This window comes from Catenulispora subtropica, from assembly GCF_039531675.1.
GTDB lineage: Bacteria > Actinomycetota > Actinomycetes > Streptomycetales > Catenulisporaceae > Catenulispora > Catenulispora subtropica.
The window spans coordinates 1-16,658 of record NZ_BAAAQM010000044.1 but is presented as its reverse complement, the minus strand read 5'-3'; the positions used below and the strand labels follow the sequence as shown (position 1 = coordinate 16,658).

Below are 16,658 nucleotides of genomic sequence, written 5' to 3'. Positions count from 1 at the left end.
GGCATCGAGGCGCGCGTCCGCGAGGCGATGTGGGGGCCCGTCCATCCGGAGGTCGCCGGGCTGCTCCCGTGACGCATGACCTTCTACTGCCGGTCGCGAGTGGGGAACACGACCTCGTCCAGGATCAGGCTCACCGCGGTCGCCGCCGGGACCGCGACCAGCGCGCCGACGATGCCCAGCAGCGCGCCGCCGACCAGCACCGCGATCATGGTGGCGACCGGGTGCAGGCGCACCACGTAGCGCATGGTCAGCGGGGTGGTGAGGTGGTCCTCGGTGAAGCGGAACGCGGTGTAGAAGATCGCGGTGGCGATCGCGACCGTCCAGGACACGGAGAGCGCCACCAGGGAGACCACGACTCCGCCGATGGTGGACCCGATGATCGGGATCAGGTCCATGATCGCGACGAAGAAGCCGAGCAGCATGCCGTAGGGGATGCCGGTGGCCCAGGCCCAGACCGTGGTCGCGACCCCGGCCAGCGCCGAGGTGGCGACGTTCGCCAGCATGAACCGGCCGACCTGCCGCATGATCTGGTCGGTGAGTTCCTCGGCCCGCGGGCGCCGTGAAGCCGGCAGCAGCCGCAGCGCGAAGCCCTTGATCGACGGCAGGCTGACCATGAAGTAGATGGTCAGCGTGATGACGATCAGGGCGCCGGTGAGCAGCCCCAACAGGATCCGGCCCGCGCCCAGCACCCCGGAGGCCAGCCTGCCGCCCAGGTTGCCGGAGGACAGCTGCTGCTGCACCTTCTCGATGACGTGGTAGCGGTCCTCGATCTTCCCCAGCTGCGAACTGTGGTCGCGCAGTTCCCGGAGCCAGATCGGGATCTGGGTCCTGAGCTGGTCGATCTCCTTGCTCACCGGGGGGATCACCAGCGCGATGAACAAGGCGGTCAGCGCCACGGCGGCGAACACGACGACGGTCACCGTCAGGCCTCGGGGCAGACGCCACCGCCGCAGCAGCGCCACCACCGGCTCCAGGCTGACCGCCGCGAAGAGCGACAGCAGCACCAGGGTCAGGATCTGCGCGGTCTGCAGGACCGCGTGGCCGAGCGTGTACGCGGCGAGCAACCCGATGCCCAGGCCGAAACCCACCCGGATCCACGAGGCCGAGCCCGAGCCCGAGGCGGATCCGCCGCCGCGGCGCATCTCACCGGGGAGCGCCGGTCGGCGGGGCACCGGAAGCGCCGACCGCGCCGGCCGCTTACGTCGCACTCCTGATCGCCTGCCCGGGGGAGATGGCCACGAGGTGATCGTCGTCTGATCCAGCGCGGCGAGCACGTCGGGAAGGCCATCCGCTGGAGGCGGCGTCCTGCTGATAGCCCGGATCCGAGTCCGTAAACGTCCCATCCCGGCCGTTTCGCCCGTTGATACCCGGGTAGCCGGGGGCGACCGTGGACGACGGGGGAGCGTCCGGAGAGGAGAGCGGATGGGTGCCGGAGCGGGTCGGCCGCAGTTGGACATCCCCCTTCGCCTGACGGCGGGCTCTGTTGTCGCCGGGCGCTATCGGGTGGGGGAGCGGGTGGGGGCCGGCGCTGCGTCGGAGGTGTTCGCGGCGGTGGACCAGACGGCGGAGCGCCAGGTGGCGGTGAAGGTGCTGCGGGAGGGGATCGGCGAGGTTCTGCGGCAGCGGTTCTTGGAGGAGACGCGCATCCTGTCCGGGTTGGAGCATCCGCATCTGCTGCCCCTGCTGGACGCCGGGGTGGACGGCGGTCTGCCGTTCCTGGTGATGCCGCTGGTGGAGGGGACGAGCCTGGAGCAGGTGGCGGGGCCGAAACCACCGGACTGGGTGCGGCGGGTCGGGGCCGCCGTGGCCGACGCGCTGGCCTACATCCACGCGCGCGGCATCGTGCACCGTGACATCACGCCGGGGAACGTGCTGCTGGACCGGGACGAGCACGTCTTCCTCACCGACTTCGGCATCGCGAAGGCCTGGGACGGCCCCGCGCTGACCGCCGAGAACTTCGTCGCGGGCACCGCCGGATACCTCGCACCCGAGCAGGCCGAGGGGCGGGGCGCGTCGTCCGCGTCGGACGTCTACGCGCTCGGGCTGGTGCTCCTGGAGACGTTGACCGGCGTCCGCGAGTACTCCGGGACGCCCTTCGAACGCGCGGTCGCGGCCGCCACCCGGTCGCCGCGCGTACCGCCAGCGCTCGGGGCGCCGTGGTGCACGGTACTGCGACGGATGACGGCCCGCGACCGGCGCAGGCGGCCGACCGTCGACGAGGTCAGGGCTCTCCTGCACGGCCGGACACCGCCCGCCGTCCCGGTCGCGGAGGCGCGCCGGACGGTGGCGGTCGCGGTGCCGCTGGCCGAGCACCTCGGCCTCGCCGGGTAGCGCCGGGTAGCGCCGGGTAGCGCCGGGTAGCGCCCGGATAGTGCCGGTCCGCCCGGTGCCGGCGGTGGTCCGCCCGCCCACGTTTACCCCTCCCGATCCCGGGCACACCGGGCCGGGATCGCAGGTCACCGTACCTGCGGGGGAGCAGCCCGGCTCCTCCCTCCCCGAGGTGACGAGGCGGTGAGACAGGATGTTCGGCTTGGCGTCTTGGCGCCGACGCCACGAGGCGAAGGCCGAAGCGGCGCGTGCGCGCCTGATCAGCGACCTGCGCGGCCGGGCGGCCGTCCGCGAGGCGGAGAGCCTCGTGGGGTCCGCCTGGATCGACGGTCTCGACCGCGCCGAGCAAGCCGACCCGACCGTGCGCCACCTGCTGGAACGGGAGCGCGACGCCTTCGTCCGCGCCACCCGCCGCCGGACCGCCGAAGCCGAGAGGGACCAGCACCGGCTGGCGGCCGTCGTGGAGGAACGGGCCCGGTCGGCATGGTCGGCATGGTCGGCTCCGCCGTCCGGGTGACGGCGACTCCGATGGCGCGTCCGCCCGGCCTCGACCATCCTGACCACGACGGACGGAGACCGATCAGGCGGACGAACCGTGCCTGCGCACGTCCGGCCCCCGGCACAGTAGCGTGGGGCTGGAAGGCATCGCCGAATCGATGCGCTACAAGGATGATCTGCGCGCCTTCGGCCTGGCCGACGGCGACCAGGTCGACCTGGTGAGCGTCTACGCGGACGGCGAGCGCCGCGCGCCCGGGTTCCGCGCCGTGCCGAACACCAAATCCATCGTCATCCGGTTGGAGCCGGCGCCCGCGTCCGGCTAGTCGTACCGACCGCTGTGATCGGTCAGCGAAGCCGGGTCCTCGAGGTCGACCGGCGGCAGGTCCCGGATCTCGTCCTTGGCCAGCCGGACGCTGACGCCGGACTCGTCGACGCCGCTGACGGCGCCGACCGGGATCGCGACCAGCTTGCGGCCCCACAGGTGGCCCTCGTCGAGCAGCACGTGGGTGACCATGCCGTCGAAGCGGTCCACCGCCAGGCCGCGCACCTTGCCGATGCGCCCGTCGGTGGCGCGGACCGGATCGCCGCGGCGGATCGGTGCCTCGCCCGGCGGCAGCCGGTACTCCGGCTGCGGCTCGGGCAGCATCGGGTACTCCATCGTGGTGATCCCGGTGCCGGCGGGTGCCAGACCGAAGAACGGCCAGGCCAGCACCTGGTCGCTGCGGTATCCCCAGTCGTTCTCCGAGCCCTGCAGGAAATGCTGCCGCACCGCCGGCTCCAGGGCCTCGAACTCGGCCATGGTGCAGGTCAGGTCCATGCGCCCGGGGCTCAGGCGGGCCAGCTTCACCGGAACCAGCCGCGCCGGTCGCGGCGGCTCCGGCTGCACCACCAGGTGCGTGAGCCGGCGGGCGACGGGATCCACGACCACGAACTCCACCGTTCCGCATTCCTCGCCCGCGCAGCGGACGTCGGTCCCGATCACGAATTCGACGGTGTCCCTCATGACGTGCTCCTTTTCCGGACCTCGCGTAACCACTCGAAGCCGCGTCAAACATCCTTCGCGCCGTGCTCGTCGCCGTGTTCCCGCCGCCAGGCCCGGTACGCGTCGACAGCCGTGGGCAGGGTGGGGAAGATGAGGTCCTCGCCGATCGACGCGGTCAACCCGTAGGCGTCCAGTTCGCCGCGCAGCTCCTGTTTCACTCGGGCGAGCGCGAACACGGCGCCGCGCCGGACCAGCTCCTTGCGCAGCTCCTCCAGGGCGTCCAGCGCCGTGATGTCCACCTCCACGTTGGCCTCGGCGTTGAGGAGGAACCAGCGCAGGGGACCGTCCGCCCGGCTCGCCGCGGCCAGGGCACGCCGCTTGAAGTCCTGGGCGTTGGCGAAGAACAGCGGCGAGTCGTAGCGGTAGACCACGAGCCCGGCGATGGTGTCGGCCTGCGGGTAGTCCTCCACGTCGTGCATCCCGGCCAGGTCCGGCACGATGCCCAGGACCGCGTCGTGCGGGCGCGCCACCCGGGTCAGCAGCTCGGCCACCGACAGGCCCACCGCGATCAGGACGCCGTAGAGGACGTTGAGCGCGAGGACACCGGCCAGGCAGGCCAGGGCGAGCAGCAGCTCGCGCTGCCGGAACCCGGCCAGCCGCCGGAAGCCGCGCAGGTCGACCAGGTGCGCGGCGGCGAAGACGACGAGGGCGCCGAGCAGGGCCGAGGGCGTGTCGGCCAGCAGCGAGTGCAGGAACAGCAGGACGCTGAGAACCGCGACGCCCGCGGTGAGCGCGTGGATCTGACTGCGGGCTCCGGCCTGCGCGGCGAGCGTCGTCCGGCTCGCGCTGCTCCCGACGGGGAACCCGTGGAACAGCCCGGCGCCGAGGTTCGCCGCGCCCAGAGCGAGCAGCTCCTGGTTGCCGTCCAGGCGCCCCGCGTCCTGGGGCTCCTCGAAGGCCCTGGCGGTCAGGATCACGTCGGTGTACCCCATGATCAGGATGCCGGCCGCCGGCAGGATCAGCTGGCTGAACTCACCGAGGTCGGGCATGGCCGGCGCGGGCAGACCGGCCGGGATCTCGCCGATCACCGAAACCCCGTGCGCTTTCAGCCCGAGCACCGGAACCGCCGCGGTCGCCAGCACGATCGCCAGCAGCGGCCCGGGCACACGCGGAACGAAATGCTCGACGAGGAACAGGAACACCAGCGTCGTCGCCGCGACGGCGACGGTCGCCGGGTTCACCTTGTCGAGGTTCCGCGCGAAGGAGCTCAGCTGATCGAAGAAGCTGCCATGACCGGCCGGAACACCAGTGAGCACAGGAAGCTGATCCACCATCATGGTGAACGCGACCCCCGCGAGAAAACCGAGCAGCACCGGCCGGGACAGCAGGTCCGCGACGAACCCGATCCGCACCAGCCAGCCCACCAGACACATCAGCCCCGCCACGAACGCCAGCGCGGCCGCCAGGACCGCGTACCGCCCGGCGTCGCCCCCGGCCAGCGGCGCGATCACCGTGGCGGCCATCAGAGCGGTCGCCGACTCCGGGCCCATCTCCAGCAGCCGCGAGGAACCGAGCAGGGCGTAGGCGACGATCGCGGGAAGTACCGCCCACAAGCCCGCCACCGGTGGCAGCCCCGCGACCGTGGCCAGCGCCATGACCTGCGGCACGATGAGCGCGGTGACAGTGAGACCGGCGACCAGATCGCCGCGTAGTCCGCTCCGCAGCTCGCCGCGCCGGTACCCGGTGACCAGCGCGGGTCGGGGAAAGGTGGGCAGTGTGCGCCGCCACCAGGGCTGCGCCGTCATGCGCGCTCCCGAACAGCCGGAATCCGCCTCCGAGCGCCTTGTGCGTCTCGGGGGCTCCGGGCCCGTGTGCCCCCAGCCGTATGATCCAAACCGCGCCGGTTACTGTGAGCCGAATGACTGATCTCCTCCCGCCTTCGCCGCTCTAGCGTGGTCATGGGCCGTTCGGCCCGGACCCCGCTCGAAAGGCCTCCGACCATGCCCGCAATCACCCTGCGCGACGGCTCCCAGAAGCACTACAAGGACTGGGGGACGGGTCGCCCGGTGGTCTTCTCCCACGGCTGGCCCCTCAACGCCGACGCTTGGGACGCCCAGAGCCTGCTGGTGGCCCGCAACGGCTTCCGGGCGATCGCCCACGACCGCCGCGGCCACGGCCGCTCCACCCAGACCTGGACCGGCAACGACCTCACGACCTACGCCGACGACCTGGCCGAACTCCTGGAGCAGCTGGACCTCCGCGACGCAGTCCTGGTGGGCCACTCCACCGGCGGCGGAGAGGTCGCCCGCTACCTGGGCAAGTACGGCACCGACCGGGTGTCGAAGGCAGTCCTCCTGGGTGCCATCACCCCCTTGATGCTCCAGACCCCGGCCAACCCCGAAGGCACCCCGATCGAGGTCTTCGACGGCATCCGCGCCGGCGTCGCCACCGACCGCTCGCAGTTCTTCTACGACCTCAGCGAGTCCTTCTACGGCTTCAACCGCCCCGGAGCACCGGCATCGGACGGCAAGCGACGTGAGTTCTGGCTGCAGGGAATGCAGGTCGGCCTGAACGCGGCCCTGGAGTGCATCAAGGCCTTCTCCGAAACGGACCTGACCGAGGACCTGACGAAGATCGACATCCCGGTCCTGGTCGTGCACGGCGACGACGACCAGATCGTGCCGATCCAGGCCGCCGCGGAGAAGGCCGTGAAGCTGCTGCCGCAGGGGACGCTGAAGGTGTTCCCGGGCGGCCCGCACGGGCTGGTGGGGGAGTACGAGGAGTTCTTCAACACGGAGCTGTTGGCGTTCCTGCGGCCGGAGTGATCCCGCTGGGAGCCGGACCCCGGGATCGTGGGGTGAGGGCGCGGACTTCACTCCCGGGGTTCGGGGCTGTGCCCGTAGCCACCTATGCTGACAGGCGCGCGACCCTGATCGCCGAAGCCGGACAGAGCTCCACCGCATCCTCGACGGCGTGATGAAGCTCCTGGGGCGGCTCGGGATCGAGCACGATGACCAAACCCTCGTCCGGGTCCTGATCGAACACGTCCGGTACGTTCAGCGTGCACATCCCCGAGCCGCAGCACTTCGTACGGTCCGCCGCCACCCGCAGCCTTTCCCCGTCTGCGTGGCTCACCCCACTCACCACGCCACCGGCAGACTGCGCACGCCATACACCAACATGTCGTGCCGGAACGGAATCTCCTCGAACGGCACAGCCAGCCCCAGATTCGGCAACCCCTCCAGCAGCACCTCCAGCGCGACCTGAAGCTCGGTCCGCGCCAAAGGCTGCCCCAAGCACTGGTGCACCCCGAAGCCGAAGGCCAAGTGCCGCCGCGCGTCACGGCCGACATCCAGGACGCCGGCGCCCGGGAAGACGCGCTCGTCGCGGTTGGCGGCATTGATCATGCACAACACCCCCTCCCCGGCCCGGATCGTTCGCCCGGCGATCTCGACGTCCTCGGTGGCGACGCGGGCCACGCCCGTATGCACGATCGTCAGATAACGCAGCAGTTCCTCGACCGCGCCGCGGATCAGCGTGGGATCGGCGCGCAGGCGTCCGAGCTGAACCGGATCGCGGAGCAGGGCCAGGACCGACAGCGCCGTCATGTTGGCGGTGGTCTCGTGCCCGGCCACCAGCAGGAGCATGCCCATGGCGGCGATCTCGTCGTCGGTGAGGTCATCGTGGCGGATCAGGCGGCTGAGGATGTCGTCGTCCTCATCGCGCCGGCGCTTCGCCTCGGTCAGCTGCTTGATGTACGCGTTCAGATCCGCCCGGGCTGTCCGGACCTCGTCGAGGCCCGCCGTGTTGCTGAGGATCGTGCTGCTGCGCTGCTGAAAGTACGCGTGGTCCTCATAGGGCACGCCCAGCAGCAGGCAGATCACCAGCGACGGCAACGGCAGCGCGAACTCCCGCACCAGGTCGGCGTGGCCCGCACGCTCCCCGCTACGTCCCTGGGTCATGGCAGCGAGCAGATCCTCGGCGATGGCACGGATCCGCGGCCGGAGCGCCTCGGCCCGCTTGACGATGAAGTCGCCGGTGAGCATCCGGCGCAGCCGCGCGTGTTCCGGGTCGTCCATCCTGATGAAACTGGCGTTCATGGTGGCCAGCGCCCGGCGCCCGGCGCTGAGGAACGGGAACCCGGGCCGGTTGGCGTCGGCACTGAACCGCCGGTCGCCGAGCACCGCGCGGATGTCCTGATGCCGGGTGAGCATCCACGTGATGGACCCGTCCCACAGCCGCACCGGGGCCGCCGGCTCCTCCTCACGGGCCCGCTCGTAGGCGGGCGGCGGGTCGAACGGGCACGTCCCGCGGCTGGCGGGGACGGCGAGGATGGCGGTGGCGGCGGTGGGGTCGGCGGTGGCGGGGTCGGCGGTGGCGGTCTGGTCGGCGAGAGTCATGCGCCTGATCCTTTCCCGGTGGCATGGGAAGTTAGCTTTCGTACGCTAACTAACTCAGGGCTCAGATTAACTCACGTATCGTGATGGATGAAGGGGAGGATCGGTATATGAGTACCCTTGTATAGATGGACACCCCGGGGCACGTGCTGGAACCGATCGCCGCGGTGTGGGACCGGGATCCGGACCGCCCGGCCGTCACCGATCCCGACGGGACGCTCGACTACGGAGGCATGAACGAGACCTCCGCCGCCGTCGCGGCTCTGCTGCGAGAACAAGGTGTCCAGGCGGGGGAGCCGGTGGCGGTCCACATGGCCGCATCGCGATGGGCGATCGCCGCGCTGATCGGGGTACTGCGTGCCGGGGCGTGCTTCGTCGCGGTGGACCGAGCGTTCCCGCCGGGGCGGCAGGAGGCGATGCTGGAGGCGTCCGGGGCGCGGGTCGTGCTCGACGGCCACGCGATCCGGCAGCTGAAGCCGCACTCCGATAACCCCGACAACCTCGACAAATCTGACAACCCCGAACCCGAACCTGAACCTGAACCTGACTTCAACCTCGACCCGGCCGACCGCTGGCAGTCCACCGAGGCGTCCACCCCGGCCTACATCTGCTTCACGAGCGGTTCGACCGGCGTCCCCAAGGGAGTGGCGATCTCGGTCTCAGCCTTGGCGTTCTCGACGGCAGCACGCCCCGCCTACTACAGCGAACCGGTACGCGGCTTCGTCCTGTGCAGCTCCCTGTCGTTCGACAGCGCCTATGCGGGAATCTTCTGGGCGCTCATCGACGGCGGCACGCTCCACATGCCCTCGCCCCGGCCCGGCGACCTCCTCGCCATCGGCCGCGCCGCACGTGAGCAGGCAGCCTCGCACCTCCTGATGATCCCCTCCCTCTACGGCGTCGCCTTGAAGGGCGGACTCGCCGAGAACCTCCGCGGCCTCGACGCGGTGATCGTCGCCGGAGAAGCCTGCCCGCCATCGCTTGTGCGTGCGCACTTCGAGGCACTACCCGAGGTGGCTCTCTACAATGAGTACGGTCCGACCGAATGCACGGTGTGGACCACGGTGCACCGGTGCTCGCCGGAGGACGTGGACACCACAAACCCCACCGACGCCGCCGACACCGCCGTCCGGACCGTACCCATCGGCACCCCGATCCCCGGCGCGCGCCTTCACATCAGTGCCGAGGACAGCGAGCTCTGGATCGGCGGCCCAGGCGTCGCGCTCGGCTACACCGGTCCCGGCGTCGACGACGACGACCGAGCACGCTTCTTCACCGACGAATCAGGACTCTGGTATCGCACCGGCGACCGCGTCACCCTCCGTCCCGACGGAGCCTTCGCCTTCGCCGGCCGCGTCGACCGCCAGCTCAAGGTCGGCGGCGTCCGCATCGAACCGGAGGAGATCGAAGCCGTCGTCAGCGGCCACGAGAGCGTGATCGCCGCAGGCGTGACCGCCGTCCCGCCGATCCTGGTCGCCGTCCTCGAAACCGCGGACGGCGCGCCGGTCCCTCTCGGACGTTTACGCGCGCACCTGAGATCCCGGCTTCCCGCCGCCGCGATACCCTCCGAGTTCGTGTTCGTCGACGCCCTTCCGAGGCTGCCCAACGGCAAGCTGGACCGCAACGCCCTGGATCAGCTCGTCCCGGCCCGGACCGGCAGCGTCCGGAAGCCGTTGAGGAACACGGACCGCAGCCGCTCCGCCTGACCGGCCGGCTCGAACCCGCCGAACCGGCCGAACAAAGCCTCGAAGAACACCGCCAACGTCATCCGGGCCAGCGGCGCTCCGAGACAGTAATGACGACCCGCCCCGAACGCCACGTGCCGGTTGGGCTCCCGATCCGGCACGAAACGGAACGGCTCGCCGAACACCGCCTCATCACGGTTCGCCGACGGCAGCCACGCCACCACCGCGTCCCCCGCCCCGACCCGCACGCCGCCCAGGTCGACCGGCCGCACCGCGTGCCGCATGAAGTGCCCCGCCGGACTGGCCCAGCGCAACGCCTCCTCGACGAACAGTTCGATCGGGCCCCGAGGCTTGGCGCCCTCCGCCCGCCGGCTGTCGACCATCAGCTCCGCCATCGTCGACACGATGACCGTCGGCACGGTCGCGCCCGCCCCGAGCGCCAAGCTGTAGCAGTTGGCCACCACCGCGCCGGGATCGAGCCGGACGCCACCGACCTCCACCGAAAGCAGGAGGCTGACGAGATCCTCCCCGGGCGCGCGCCGCCGCCTGTTCGTCAGGTCCAGGAAGTACGCGAACAGCTCCCGATGTGCTCGCCGCAACGTCGCCTCCGGCCCGCGCGGCAGGGCCACCGCCGGGTCCTCCTCCGCCGAAGCCATCATCACCAGCGTCGCGAGCCGATCCCAGTCCGCCTCCGGGATCCCCAGCATCGGCCCCGCCGCGGCGAACGGAACCGGCCGCACCAGCTGCGCGAAGTCCACCGCCTCGCCGTCGCCCAGCGGCTCCAGCAGCGCATCGAACCACGCACGCAGCCGCTCCCGATGCGGCTGCACCGAGCGCGCGGTCATCGCGTGCTGCAACGGCGCGCGCATCCTGTCGTGCCGGGGCGGGTCGGTCGCGGCGAGCTGGCTGTCGGACGCCGGATCCGCACGGCCCAACAAGTTCAGCAGCGTGCCTCGCGACGACGTGAACGCGGCATGGTCACGCAGCACGCGGGAGACGTCCGCATGCCGGGTCACCGACCAGAAACCGCCCCGATCAGCGGCCTGGGCGTCCTGCCACCGCACCGGCGCTGTGCGGCGCATCGCGGTCCACACGTCATGCGCCTCACCCCGCGCGAACAGGTCTGGATCCGACAGGTTCCCGCCCTCCGGCAGGTTCCCGCGTCCCGACGAGCTCACGCGACTCCCGCCTCCGCCAATGCCTCAGCGATCCCCGCAATCGTCGGCTGCAAGAACAACACCCATGAAGGAACCTCCACTCCGAACCGCCGCTCGATCTCCAGCTGGAGCCCGGCCGCCAGCAGCGAGTGCCCACCGAGCTCGAAGAAGTCGTCATGGATCCCCACCGGCGCCACGCCGAGCTGCTCACTCCACAGCTCCGCGAGATCGGCCTCGGCCGCGGTGCGCGGCGCCGTGTACTCGGACTCCAGCTCGCGCTCGTCCCGGCTGGCCCGCCGGGGGCCGAGGCCGGCCAGCGCCGCGTCCGGATCGCGCACCAGCTGATCCAGGATCCTGCGATACTCCTGGGTCTGCCGCTCGATCGTGGTCGCACCGAACGTCTTCGGGTCGGAGTACACGCGCCCGACCAGACGGTCGCCCAGCTCCAGCGTCCACAGGTAGTCCGGCAGTTGCGCGTTCGCCGAGTCGCCCGGCATCTCGATCGGCCGCGCCTGGACGTCGGGGCCGAACGCCTGACCGCCCCGGCCGTCCGGGAACTGGATCAGCTGGAACATCGGGAGCGCCCGGTCCGGGTCGACCACGAGTTCCGCGGCCCGCGGCACCTCCTCCAGCAGCCGCAGCAGCGGAATCTCGTGCCGGTAGGCCTCCGCGCACACGGCGTGCACCGTGCGCAGCACGTCCCGGCCGGTGACGGCGGCGGCCAGGTCCGCACGCATCACGATCGAGTTCGAGAACAGCCCCACCGTCTCCCATTCCTCGGGTAGGCGGCCGGCGGTCACGATGGGGACGGCGATGTCCTCGCTCCCGGTCGCGGCGCGCAGCCACAGCATGAACGCCGACAGCAGCACGACGAACGGCGTGGTGCGGTTCCGGCGCGCGCACGCCAGGACCGCCTCGAGCGACGCCTCGCCGGGACCGCCCAGCACGAAGGTGTGCTCGGCCTTCACCCCGTCGCGGATCTCCGAGTACGGATTCTCCGGCCGCAGCGGCGAGTCCATGTCGGCCAGCCGCTCCCGCCAGTAGCCCAGCCGCTCGTCGATGCGCTCCCGCATCCGCGGCGACCGGTCGTCCTCGGCCACGGCCGCGTAGGCCATCCCCTCGCTGAGCTCCGGGACCTCGCCCTCGGCGCGCGCGGCGTAGGCGGCGGCGAGGTCGGCCAGGATGACGCGCATCGACCACGCGTCGGACCACAGGTGGTGGGTGACCAGCACCAGCACCCAGTCATCGGCGGCCAGCCGGCCCAGCGCCGCCCAGAGGGTCGGCAACTCGTCGGGCGGGAACCGGCCGGCGACGGTCTCGGCGACGAAGGCCGACGCGACCCGGTCTCGGCCGGTCTGGTCGCGGTGGGGCTGGTCTCGGCCGGGCTGGTAGCGGTCGGCCTGGTCGCGGTCGGCTTGTTGTCGGCCGTTCCGGTCCCCGCCGTGATCGGCGTCCTCCAGATCCCGCACCGTCAGCCGCACCGGCGTCGGCGCCTGGACGCACTGCCGGATCTCCGGCTCCAGCGTCAGCGTGCTGTGAAGCGCGTCATGGTTGCCGACGACGTCGTCCAGCGCCTGCCGCAGCACGTCCGGATCGACAGGTCCGGACAGCCGCACCGCGGCCCGGATGGTGAAGGCGGGGTCGAAGACGGCGGCGCGGCCGAGGGCGCCGAGCAGGCAGAAGAGTTCGAGGGCGTAGGTCGCGGGGGCGTCGGTTACCGCGGTTTCCTTGTCGCTGGGCATAGGACGGATCATCACAGCGGGCCGCCCGAGGTCGCGTCCTCCGGAGGTGCGGTCTTGGAAGGACCACGTGGACCTCAGTACTACGGCGCCAGTCCCCGTAACAATGCCCGCAATCCGTACTCGAACTGCGCTTCCAGGGTCTCCGTCGTCTGCGGCGCCATCGCCTCGTTCAGCTCCGGGTAGTCCGCGTAACGATCGGGATCCGCCTCCCGCGGCCAGACGGCCCGCCCTTCCGCGTAGTCCTGCTCCTCCTGAACAGCTCCCACGATGTAGTGCTTGACCGCGGTCAGCGCCCGCAGCGCGTCGGCCGGGGCGAAGCCGGCCGCGGTCAGCGTCGCCACCATCGCCTCGGCCTCCGGGCGGCGGTCGGTGGTCGGGCGTGAGGCGGCCACGAGGCGCGCGCCGTCGCGGGTGGCCAGGACCGCGGTGCGGAAGGCGCGGGCGCGGGCGGCCAGCCACGCGTCCCAGCTCTGGCCGGGCCGGGGGCGGACCAGGTCGGCGAGCGGTCCCTCGACCAGCGTCGCAGCCATCTGATCGAGCAGCTCCTGTTTGTTGGCGAAGTGCCAGTAGAGGGCTCCGGGGCGGACCCCGAGCTCGGACGCCACGTTCCGCAGCGACAAGCCGTCCAGCCCGTTGTCGGCCAGGAGCTTCATCGCCGCTCTGATCACGGTCTTCCGGTCGAGGGTGGTCCGCACCCTTGACAGCCTAGCGGCCGCACGCCAACCTGAACACTGTTCAATTGGACGGTGTTCAATTCATGCCCTGATGACCGTCCCCTGATCCAGTCCTGATACATCCGGGATCCACCCGTTGCGTCTCTGATGTCGTCCCCTGATTCCCGAGGAGATCACGTGGCCCGCAGGCCGAGCCTTCGCCGAGTCTTCATAGCCGCCGTTCTCGCCGCCGCGACGGCGATCCCCGCGCTCGCCACCCCCGCGAACGCCGCCGTCCGACCTTCCTGGACCACCGGCTCCGCCGCCGGCTGCGGCGCGACCGCCCAGGTCGTCGCCCCGACCGCGACGGCCGATCCCTCCGACAACGCCATGTCCCCGGCGCGTCGCAGCCTGCTGAAGCAGATCAAGGCCAGCGGAGTGCGGATGCTGACGTCGGCCTCGTGCCGAGATCGCGGGCCGGGCCACCCGGCTCCGGCGCGGCGTTCCGCCGCCGGCCGGTCGACCGCCGCGCCCGACGGCACCGCGCACCCCGACACCGTCTACTCCGAGACCTCGAACAACTGGTCCGGCTTCGAGAACTACGACAGCGTCTCCTACACCCAGGTCACCATGGCCTGGACCGTCCCCACCGCGAACGCCCCGGCACCCGCGGAGTACCACGCGGCGATCTGGCCGGGCATCGGGTCGGGCGACAGCTCCAGCAGCGCCTTGATCCAGGACGGCACCGACTCGGACGCCTACTGCAACGCCGCCGGCTGCACGCGCCACTACGACTTCTGGTACGAGGTCTATCCCGCCGAGTCCTCCAAGACCGTCTCGGGCCTGTCGGTCAAGGCCGGGGACAAGGTCCAGACCTCGGTGATCTACGACCCGAGCAACAAGTCGGTGCTCTTCTTCTTCGTTAACGCCACGACCCAGAAGGGCCTGTCGATCACCCAGAGCGTCTCCGGCCTCGGCGACAAGGTCGACCAGTCGCAGGTCGAGTGGATCGTCGAGCGGCCGTCCGTCAGCGGCACCCTGACGGCGCTGACGAACTTCGGCACGATGACGTTCTCGCAGACTCAGTACACGGACAGCAGCTACCCGGACTGGGTGCCGGGCGGCTACGCCGGCGCCGAGAGCCAGATCACCATGACCAACTGCAAGGACACCCAGAACCTGGCCGTGCCCTACGGCTGGACTTCCGATCTGCTGACTTGGTACGACGTCTGGGTCAACGCCGGAAAGTGGGAGAGCTGCTGATCCCGCGCTGACGGGAACGGCGGGAAACGGCCGGAGGCGGGCCGGCGGTTTCCAGAAAGGTCAGGCATCCCTAATATTATGGATGCCTGACCTTTCTTTTTCGCGATTGTCAACGGCCGTCGGCTCCGACTACATGGAAACGACTACAACGACTCTCTGGGTCGATCCCCGGAGCGCCCATATCATCGATTCGCGATGGACCCGACACCACCCGCGCCACGTTCTTCGGCACTCCGGTCGGCGACGTGCCGCTGGACAAACCGGTGGTGAGCGCCGAGCACACCCTGTCCGCCGACCCGGCGCGCGCCGCCGCCCGGACCGTCCGCCACGACCTGGTGGCCGCGGACCGGCGGGACGCCTTCGTGACCGGCGCCTGGCTGAGCGGGGCCGTCGCAGGGCTCACGCTCGCCTTCGCGGGGCAGGCCTTGTCTCGCTGAATGCCGCCGACTCCCGTCAGGAGCAGCCTTGAAGCGCACGAGCGCCCGCACCGCCGCCCGCTCCAGGGCCGCCTTCGCAGCCCTGGCCGTGACGGCGCTCGCCGCCGGCGCGCTCGCCGGATGCGGATCGTCCACCTCCGCGAAGCCTTCAGGCGCCCAGCCCGCCGCGGCCACGTCGAGCACCACGGCCGGCGACCCGCACAAGGCGGTCGTCACAGTCACCGCCGCCGGGGGCTGCGCGGTGGACCACGCCGACTTCCAGGCCGGCCAGGTCACCTTCGAGATCACCAACAAGGACGCGACCGCGGTCAGCGAGATCGAGCTGCAAACCGGCCAGCGGATCATCGGCGAGAAGGAGAACCTGCCGCCCGGCTTCAACGGCTCGTTCACGGTCGCCCTGGAAGCCGGCTCCTACAGCCTGGTCTGCCCCGGCTCCGGGCAGCCGACGCGGACGATCACGGTCACAGGCAACGCGACAACGTCCGCCGACGCCGACCTGACCACGCTGCTGGCCCAGGGTGCGAAGGAGTACAAGACCTACGTCGACACCCAGGCCGGCTACCTCGTGCAGACGACGCAGGCGCTCGCCAGTTCGCTGAAGGGTGCCGACCTGGCGGCCGCGCAGAAGGCTTACATGATGGCGCGGCCGTACTACGAGAAGATCGAGCCCGTCGCCGAATCGTTCGCCGTGGGCAGCGACGACCTCGACAAGTCCCTGGACGCGCGCGCCGACGACGTGCCGCCCGCCGAGTGGGCCGGGTTCCACCGGATCGAGAAGGGCCTGTTCGAGGACGAGAACCTGGCCGGGTTGGCCGCGTACGGCGACGCGCTGGTGGCGAACGTGCAGAAGCTGCGGACACTGACCACGGCGCTGGAGTACAAGCCGTTCGAACTGGCCAACGGCGCACAGGAACTGCTCGACGAGGTGTCCAAGACGAAGGTCACCGGCGAGGAGGAGCGGTACTCGCACATCGACCTGCTCGACTTCCACAGCAACGTCGAGGGGTCGGAGCAGGCGTTCGCCGACCTCAAGCCGGCGCTCCAGAAGATCGACCCGGCGCTCACCGGGTCGATCGCGGATGCGTTCACGGCGCTGGACAAGCTGCTGGACACGTATCGCACCGGAGACAACCCGTCGGGGTTCGTGCTGTATGGCACGTTGAAGGACACCGACAAGCCGAAGCTGGTGGCGGCGGTGAAGGCGGTGCAGGAGCCGTTGTCCCAGGTGGCTGCGAAGGTCGCCAAGTCCTAGGCCACGGCATCTCAGACACGAGATAGGGAACGTAGTGGACGAGCAGCCTGCGGGGCAGGAGACGGCGAGCGAGGCACGCGTGACGGCCGCGAACGCCGCCTCAGGAGGCACTGGCACTGGCACCGGCACCGGCACTGGCACCGACGACGGCACCGGCGCCCCGGCGCGGGCCAGCCGACGGCAGCTGCTGGGGCGGGCGTTCGGCGTGGCGGCAGGCGCCGCCGCTTCGGGCGGCGCGGGCTTCGGCGTCGCGCGGGCCACCGAGCC

Annotated in this window: 16 protein-coding genes and 1 pseudogene; 9 read left to right on the top strand and 8 right to left on the bottom strand. The window is 71.0% G+C overall.

The genetic code is table 11. The annotated features are described in order from the left end of the window. Positions 1 to 83 precede the first annotated feature (83 nt). On the bottom strand, positions 84 to 1,172 hold the full coding sequence (locus tag ABD466_RS30900; protein WP_344660736.1) for an AI-2E family transporter: 1,089 nt from the start codon (positions 1,170 to 1,172) through the stop codon (positions 84 to 86). Between the two features lie 250 nt (positions 1,173 to 1,422). Here ABD466_RS30900 and ABD466_RS30895 point away from each other — a divergent pair, with 250 nt between their 5' ends. The 3 genes from ABD466_RS30895 (at position 1,423) to ABD466_RS30885 (ending at position 3,149) form a co-directional block, all read left to right on the top strand. Continuing rightward, entirely contained in the window at positions 1,423 to 2,331 is a 909-nt protein-coding gene (locus ABD466_RS30895; protein ID WP_344660735.1) for a serine/threonine-protein kinase, read from the top strand. Between the two features lie 199 nt (positions 2,332 to 2,530). Next, entirely contained in the window at positions 2,531 to 2,845 is a 315-nt protein-coding gene (locus tag ABD466_RS30890; protein WP_344660734.1) for a hypothetical protein, read from the top strand. A 112-nt stretch (positions 2,846 to 2,957) separates the two neighbouring features. Next, positions 2,958 to 3,149, top strand: a complete 192-nt coding sequence (locus ABD466_RS30885; protein ID WP_344660733.1) for a hypothetical protein — start codon at positions 2,958 to 2,960, stop codon at positions 3,147 to 3,149. On the opposite strand, the gene ABD466_RS30880 is transcribed toward ABD466_RS30885, so the two are convergent. Together ABD466_RS30880 and ABD466_RS30875 are read right to left on the bottom strand one after the other, a co-directional pair. After that, the gene (locus ABD466_RS30880; RefSeq protein ID WP_344660732.1) at positions 3,146 to 3,829 is read right to left on the bottom strand and encodes a PRC-barrel domain-containing protein; all 684 of its coding nucleotides are present in this window, start codon (positions 3,827 to 3,829) and stop codon (positions 3,146 to 3,148) included. The genes ABD466_RS30885 and ABD466_RS30880 overlap by 4 nt on opposite strands. A gap of 44 nt (positions 3,830 to 3,873) precedes the next feature. Then, positions 3,874 to 5,613, bottom strand: a complete 1,740-nt coding sequence (locus ABD466_RS30875) for a SulP family inorganic anion transporter (RefSeq protein ID WP_344660731.1) — start codon at positions 5,611 to 5,613, stop codon at positions 3,874 to 3,876. 195 nt (positions 5,614 to 5,808) lie between these two features. Between ABD466_RS30875 and ABD466_RS30870 the strand changes: the two genes are divergently transcribed. Beyond that, positions 5,809 to 6,633, top strand: a complete 825-nt coding sequence (locus ABD466_RS30870; protein ID WP_344660730.1) for an alpha/beta fold hydrolase — start codon at positions 5,809 to 5,811, stop codon at positions 6,631 to 6,633. 82 nt (positions 6,634 to 6,715) lie between these two features. On the opposite strand, the gene ABD466_RS30865 is transcribed toward ABD466_RS30870, so the two are convergent. Both ABD466_RS30865 and ABD466_RS30860 read right to left on the bottom strand, forming a co-directional pair. Further along, positions 6,716 to 6,913: a ferredoxin gene (locus ABD466_RS30865; protein WP_425558793.1), complete on the bottom strand. Its 198-nt coding sequence runs from the start codon at positions 6,911 to 6,913 to the stop codon at positions 6,716 to 6,718. A 35-nt stretch (positions 6,914 to 6,948) separates the two neighbouring features. Then, positions 6,949 to 8,208, bottom strand: coding sequence for a cytochrome P450 (locus ABD466_RS30860; protein ID WP_344660728.1), 1,260 nt, complete (start codon positions 8,206 to 8,208; stop codon positions 6,949 to 6,951). A 125-nt stretch (positions 8,209 to 8,333) separates the two neighbouring features. Between ABD466_RS30860 and ABD466_RS30855 the strand changes: the two genes are divergently transcribed. Continuing rightward, complete coding sequence (locus ABD466_RS30855; RefSeq protein WP_344660727.1) at positions 8,334 to 9,908, top strand: amino acid adenylation domain-containing protein; 1,575 nt, start codon at positions 8,334 to 8,336, stop codon at positions 9,906 to 9,908. Here ABD466_RS30855 and ABD466_RS30850 read toward each other — a convergent pair. The 3 genes from ABD466_RS30850 to ABD466_RS30840 form a co-directional block, all read right to left on the bottom strand. Continuing rightward, on the bottom strand, positions 9,836 to 11,065 hold the full coding sequence (locus ABD466_RS30850) for a cytochrome P450 (protein ID WP_344660726.1): 1,230 nt from the start codon (positions 11,063 to 11,065) through the stop codon (positions 9,836 to 9,838). The genes ABD466_RS30855 and ABD466_RS30850 overlap by 73 nt on opposite strands. Continuing rightward, positions 11,062 to 12,786: a condensation domain-containing protein gene (locus ABD466_RS30845; RefSeq protein ID WP_344660725.1), complete on the bottom strand. Its 1,725-nt coding sequence runs from the start codon at positions 12,784 to 12,786 to the stop codon at positions 11,062 to 11,064. The genes ABD466_RS30850 and ABD466_RS30845 overlap by 4 nt, the downstream gene beginning before the upstream one ends. 80 nt (positions 12,787 to 12,866) lie before the next feature. After that, entirely contained in the window at positions 12,867 to 13,481 is a 615-nt protein-coding gene (locus ABD466_RS30840) for a TetR/AcrR family transcriptional regulator C-terminal domain-containing protein (protein WP_344660724.1), read from the bottom strand. A 156-nt stretch (positions 13,482 to 13,637) separates the two neighbouring features. On the opposite strand from ABD466_RS30840, the gene ABD466_RS30835 reads away from it, so the two are divergent. From ABD466_RS30835 to ABD466_RS30820, 4 genes and pseudogenes are all read left to right on the top strand, one after another. After that, the gene (locus ABD466_RS30835) at positions 13,638 to 14,702 is read left to right on the top strand and encodes a G1 family glutamic endopeptidase (protein ID WP_344660723.1); all 1,065 of its coding nucleotides are present in this window, start codon (positions 13,638 to 13,640) and stop codon (positions 14,700 to 14,702) included. 245 nt (positions 14,703 to 14,947) lie between these two features. Continuing rightward, complete coding sequence (locus ABD466_RS30830; protein ID WP_344660722.1) at positions 14,948 to 15,139, top strand: hypothetical protein; 192 nt, start codon at positions 14,948 to 14,950, stop codon at positions 15,137 to 15,139. 28 nt (positions 15,140 to 15,167) lie between these two features. Next, complete coding sequence (gene efeO, locus ABD466_RS30825) at positions 15,168 to 16,391, top strand: iron uptake system protein EfeO (RefSeq protein ID WP_344660721.1); 1,224 nt, start codon at positions 15,168 to 15,170, stop codon at positions 16,389 to 16,391. Positions 16,392 to 16,425: 34 nt separating this feature from the next. Further along, a pseudogene (locus tag ABD466_RS30820) lies at positions 16,426 to 16,658 on the top strand (photosystem reaction center subunit H); the annotation flags it as partial.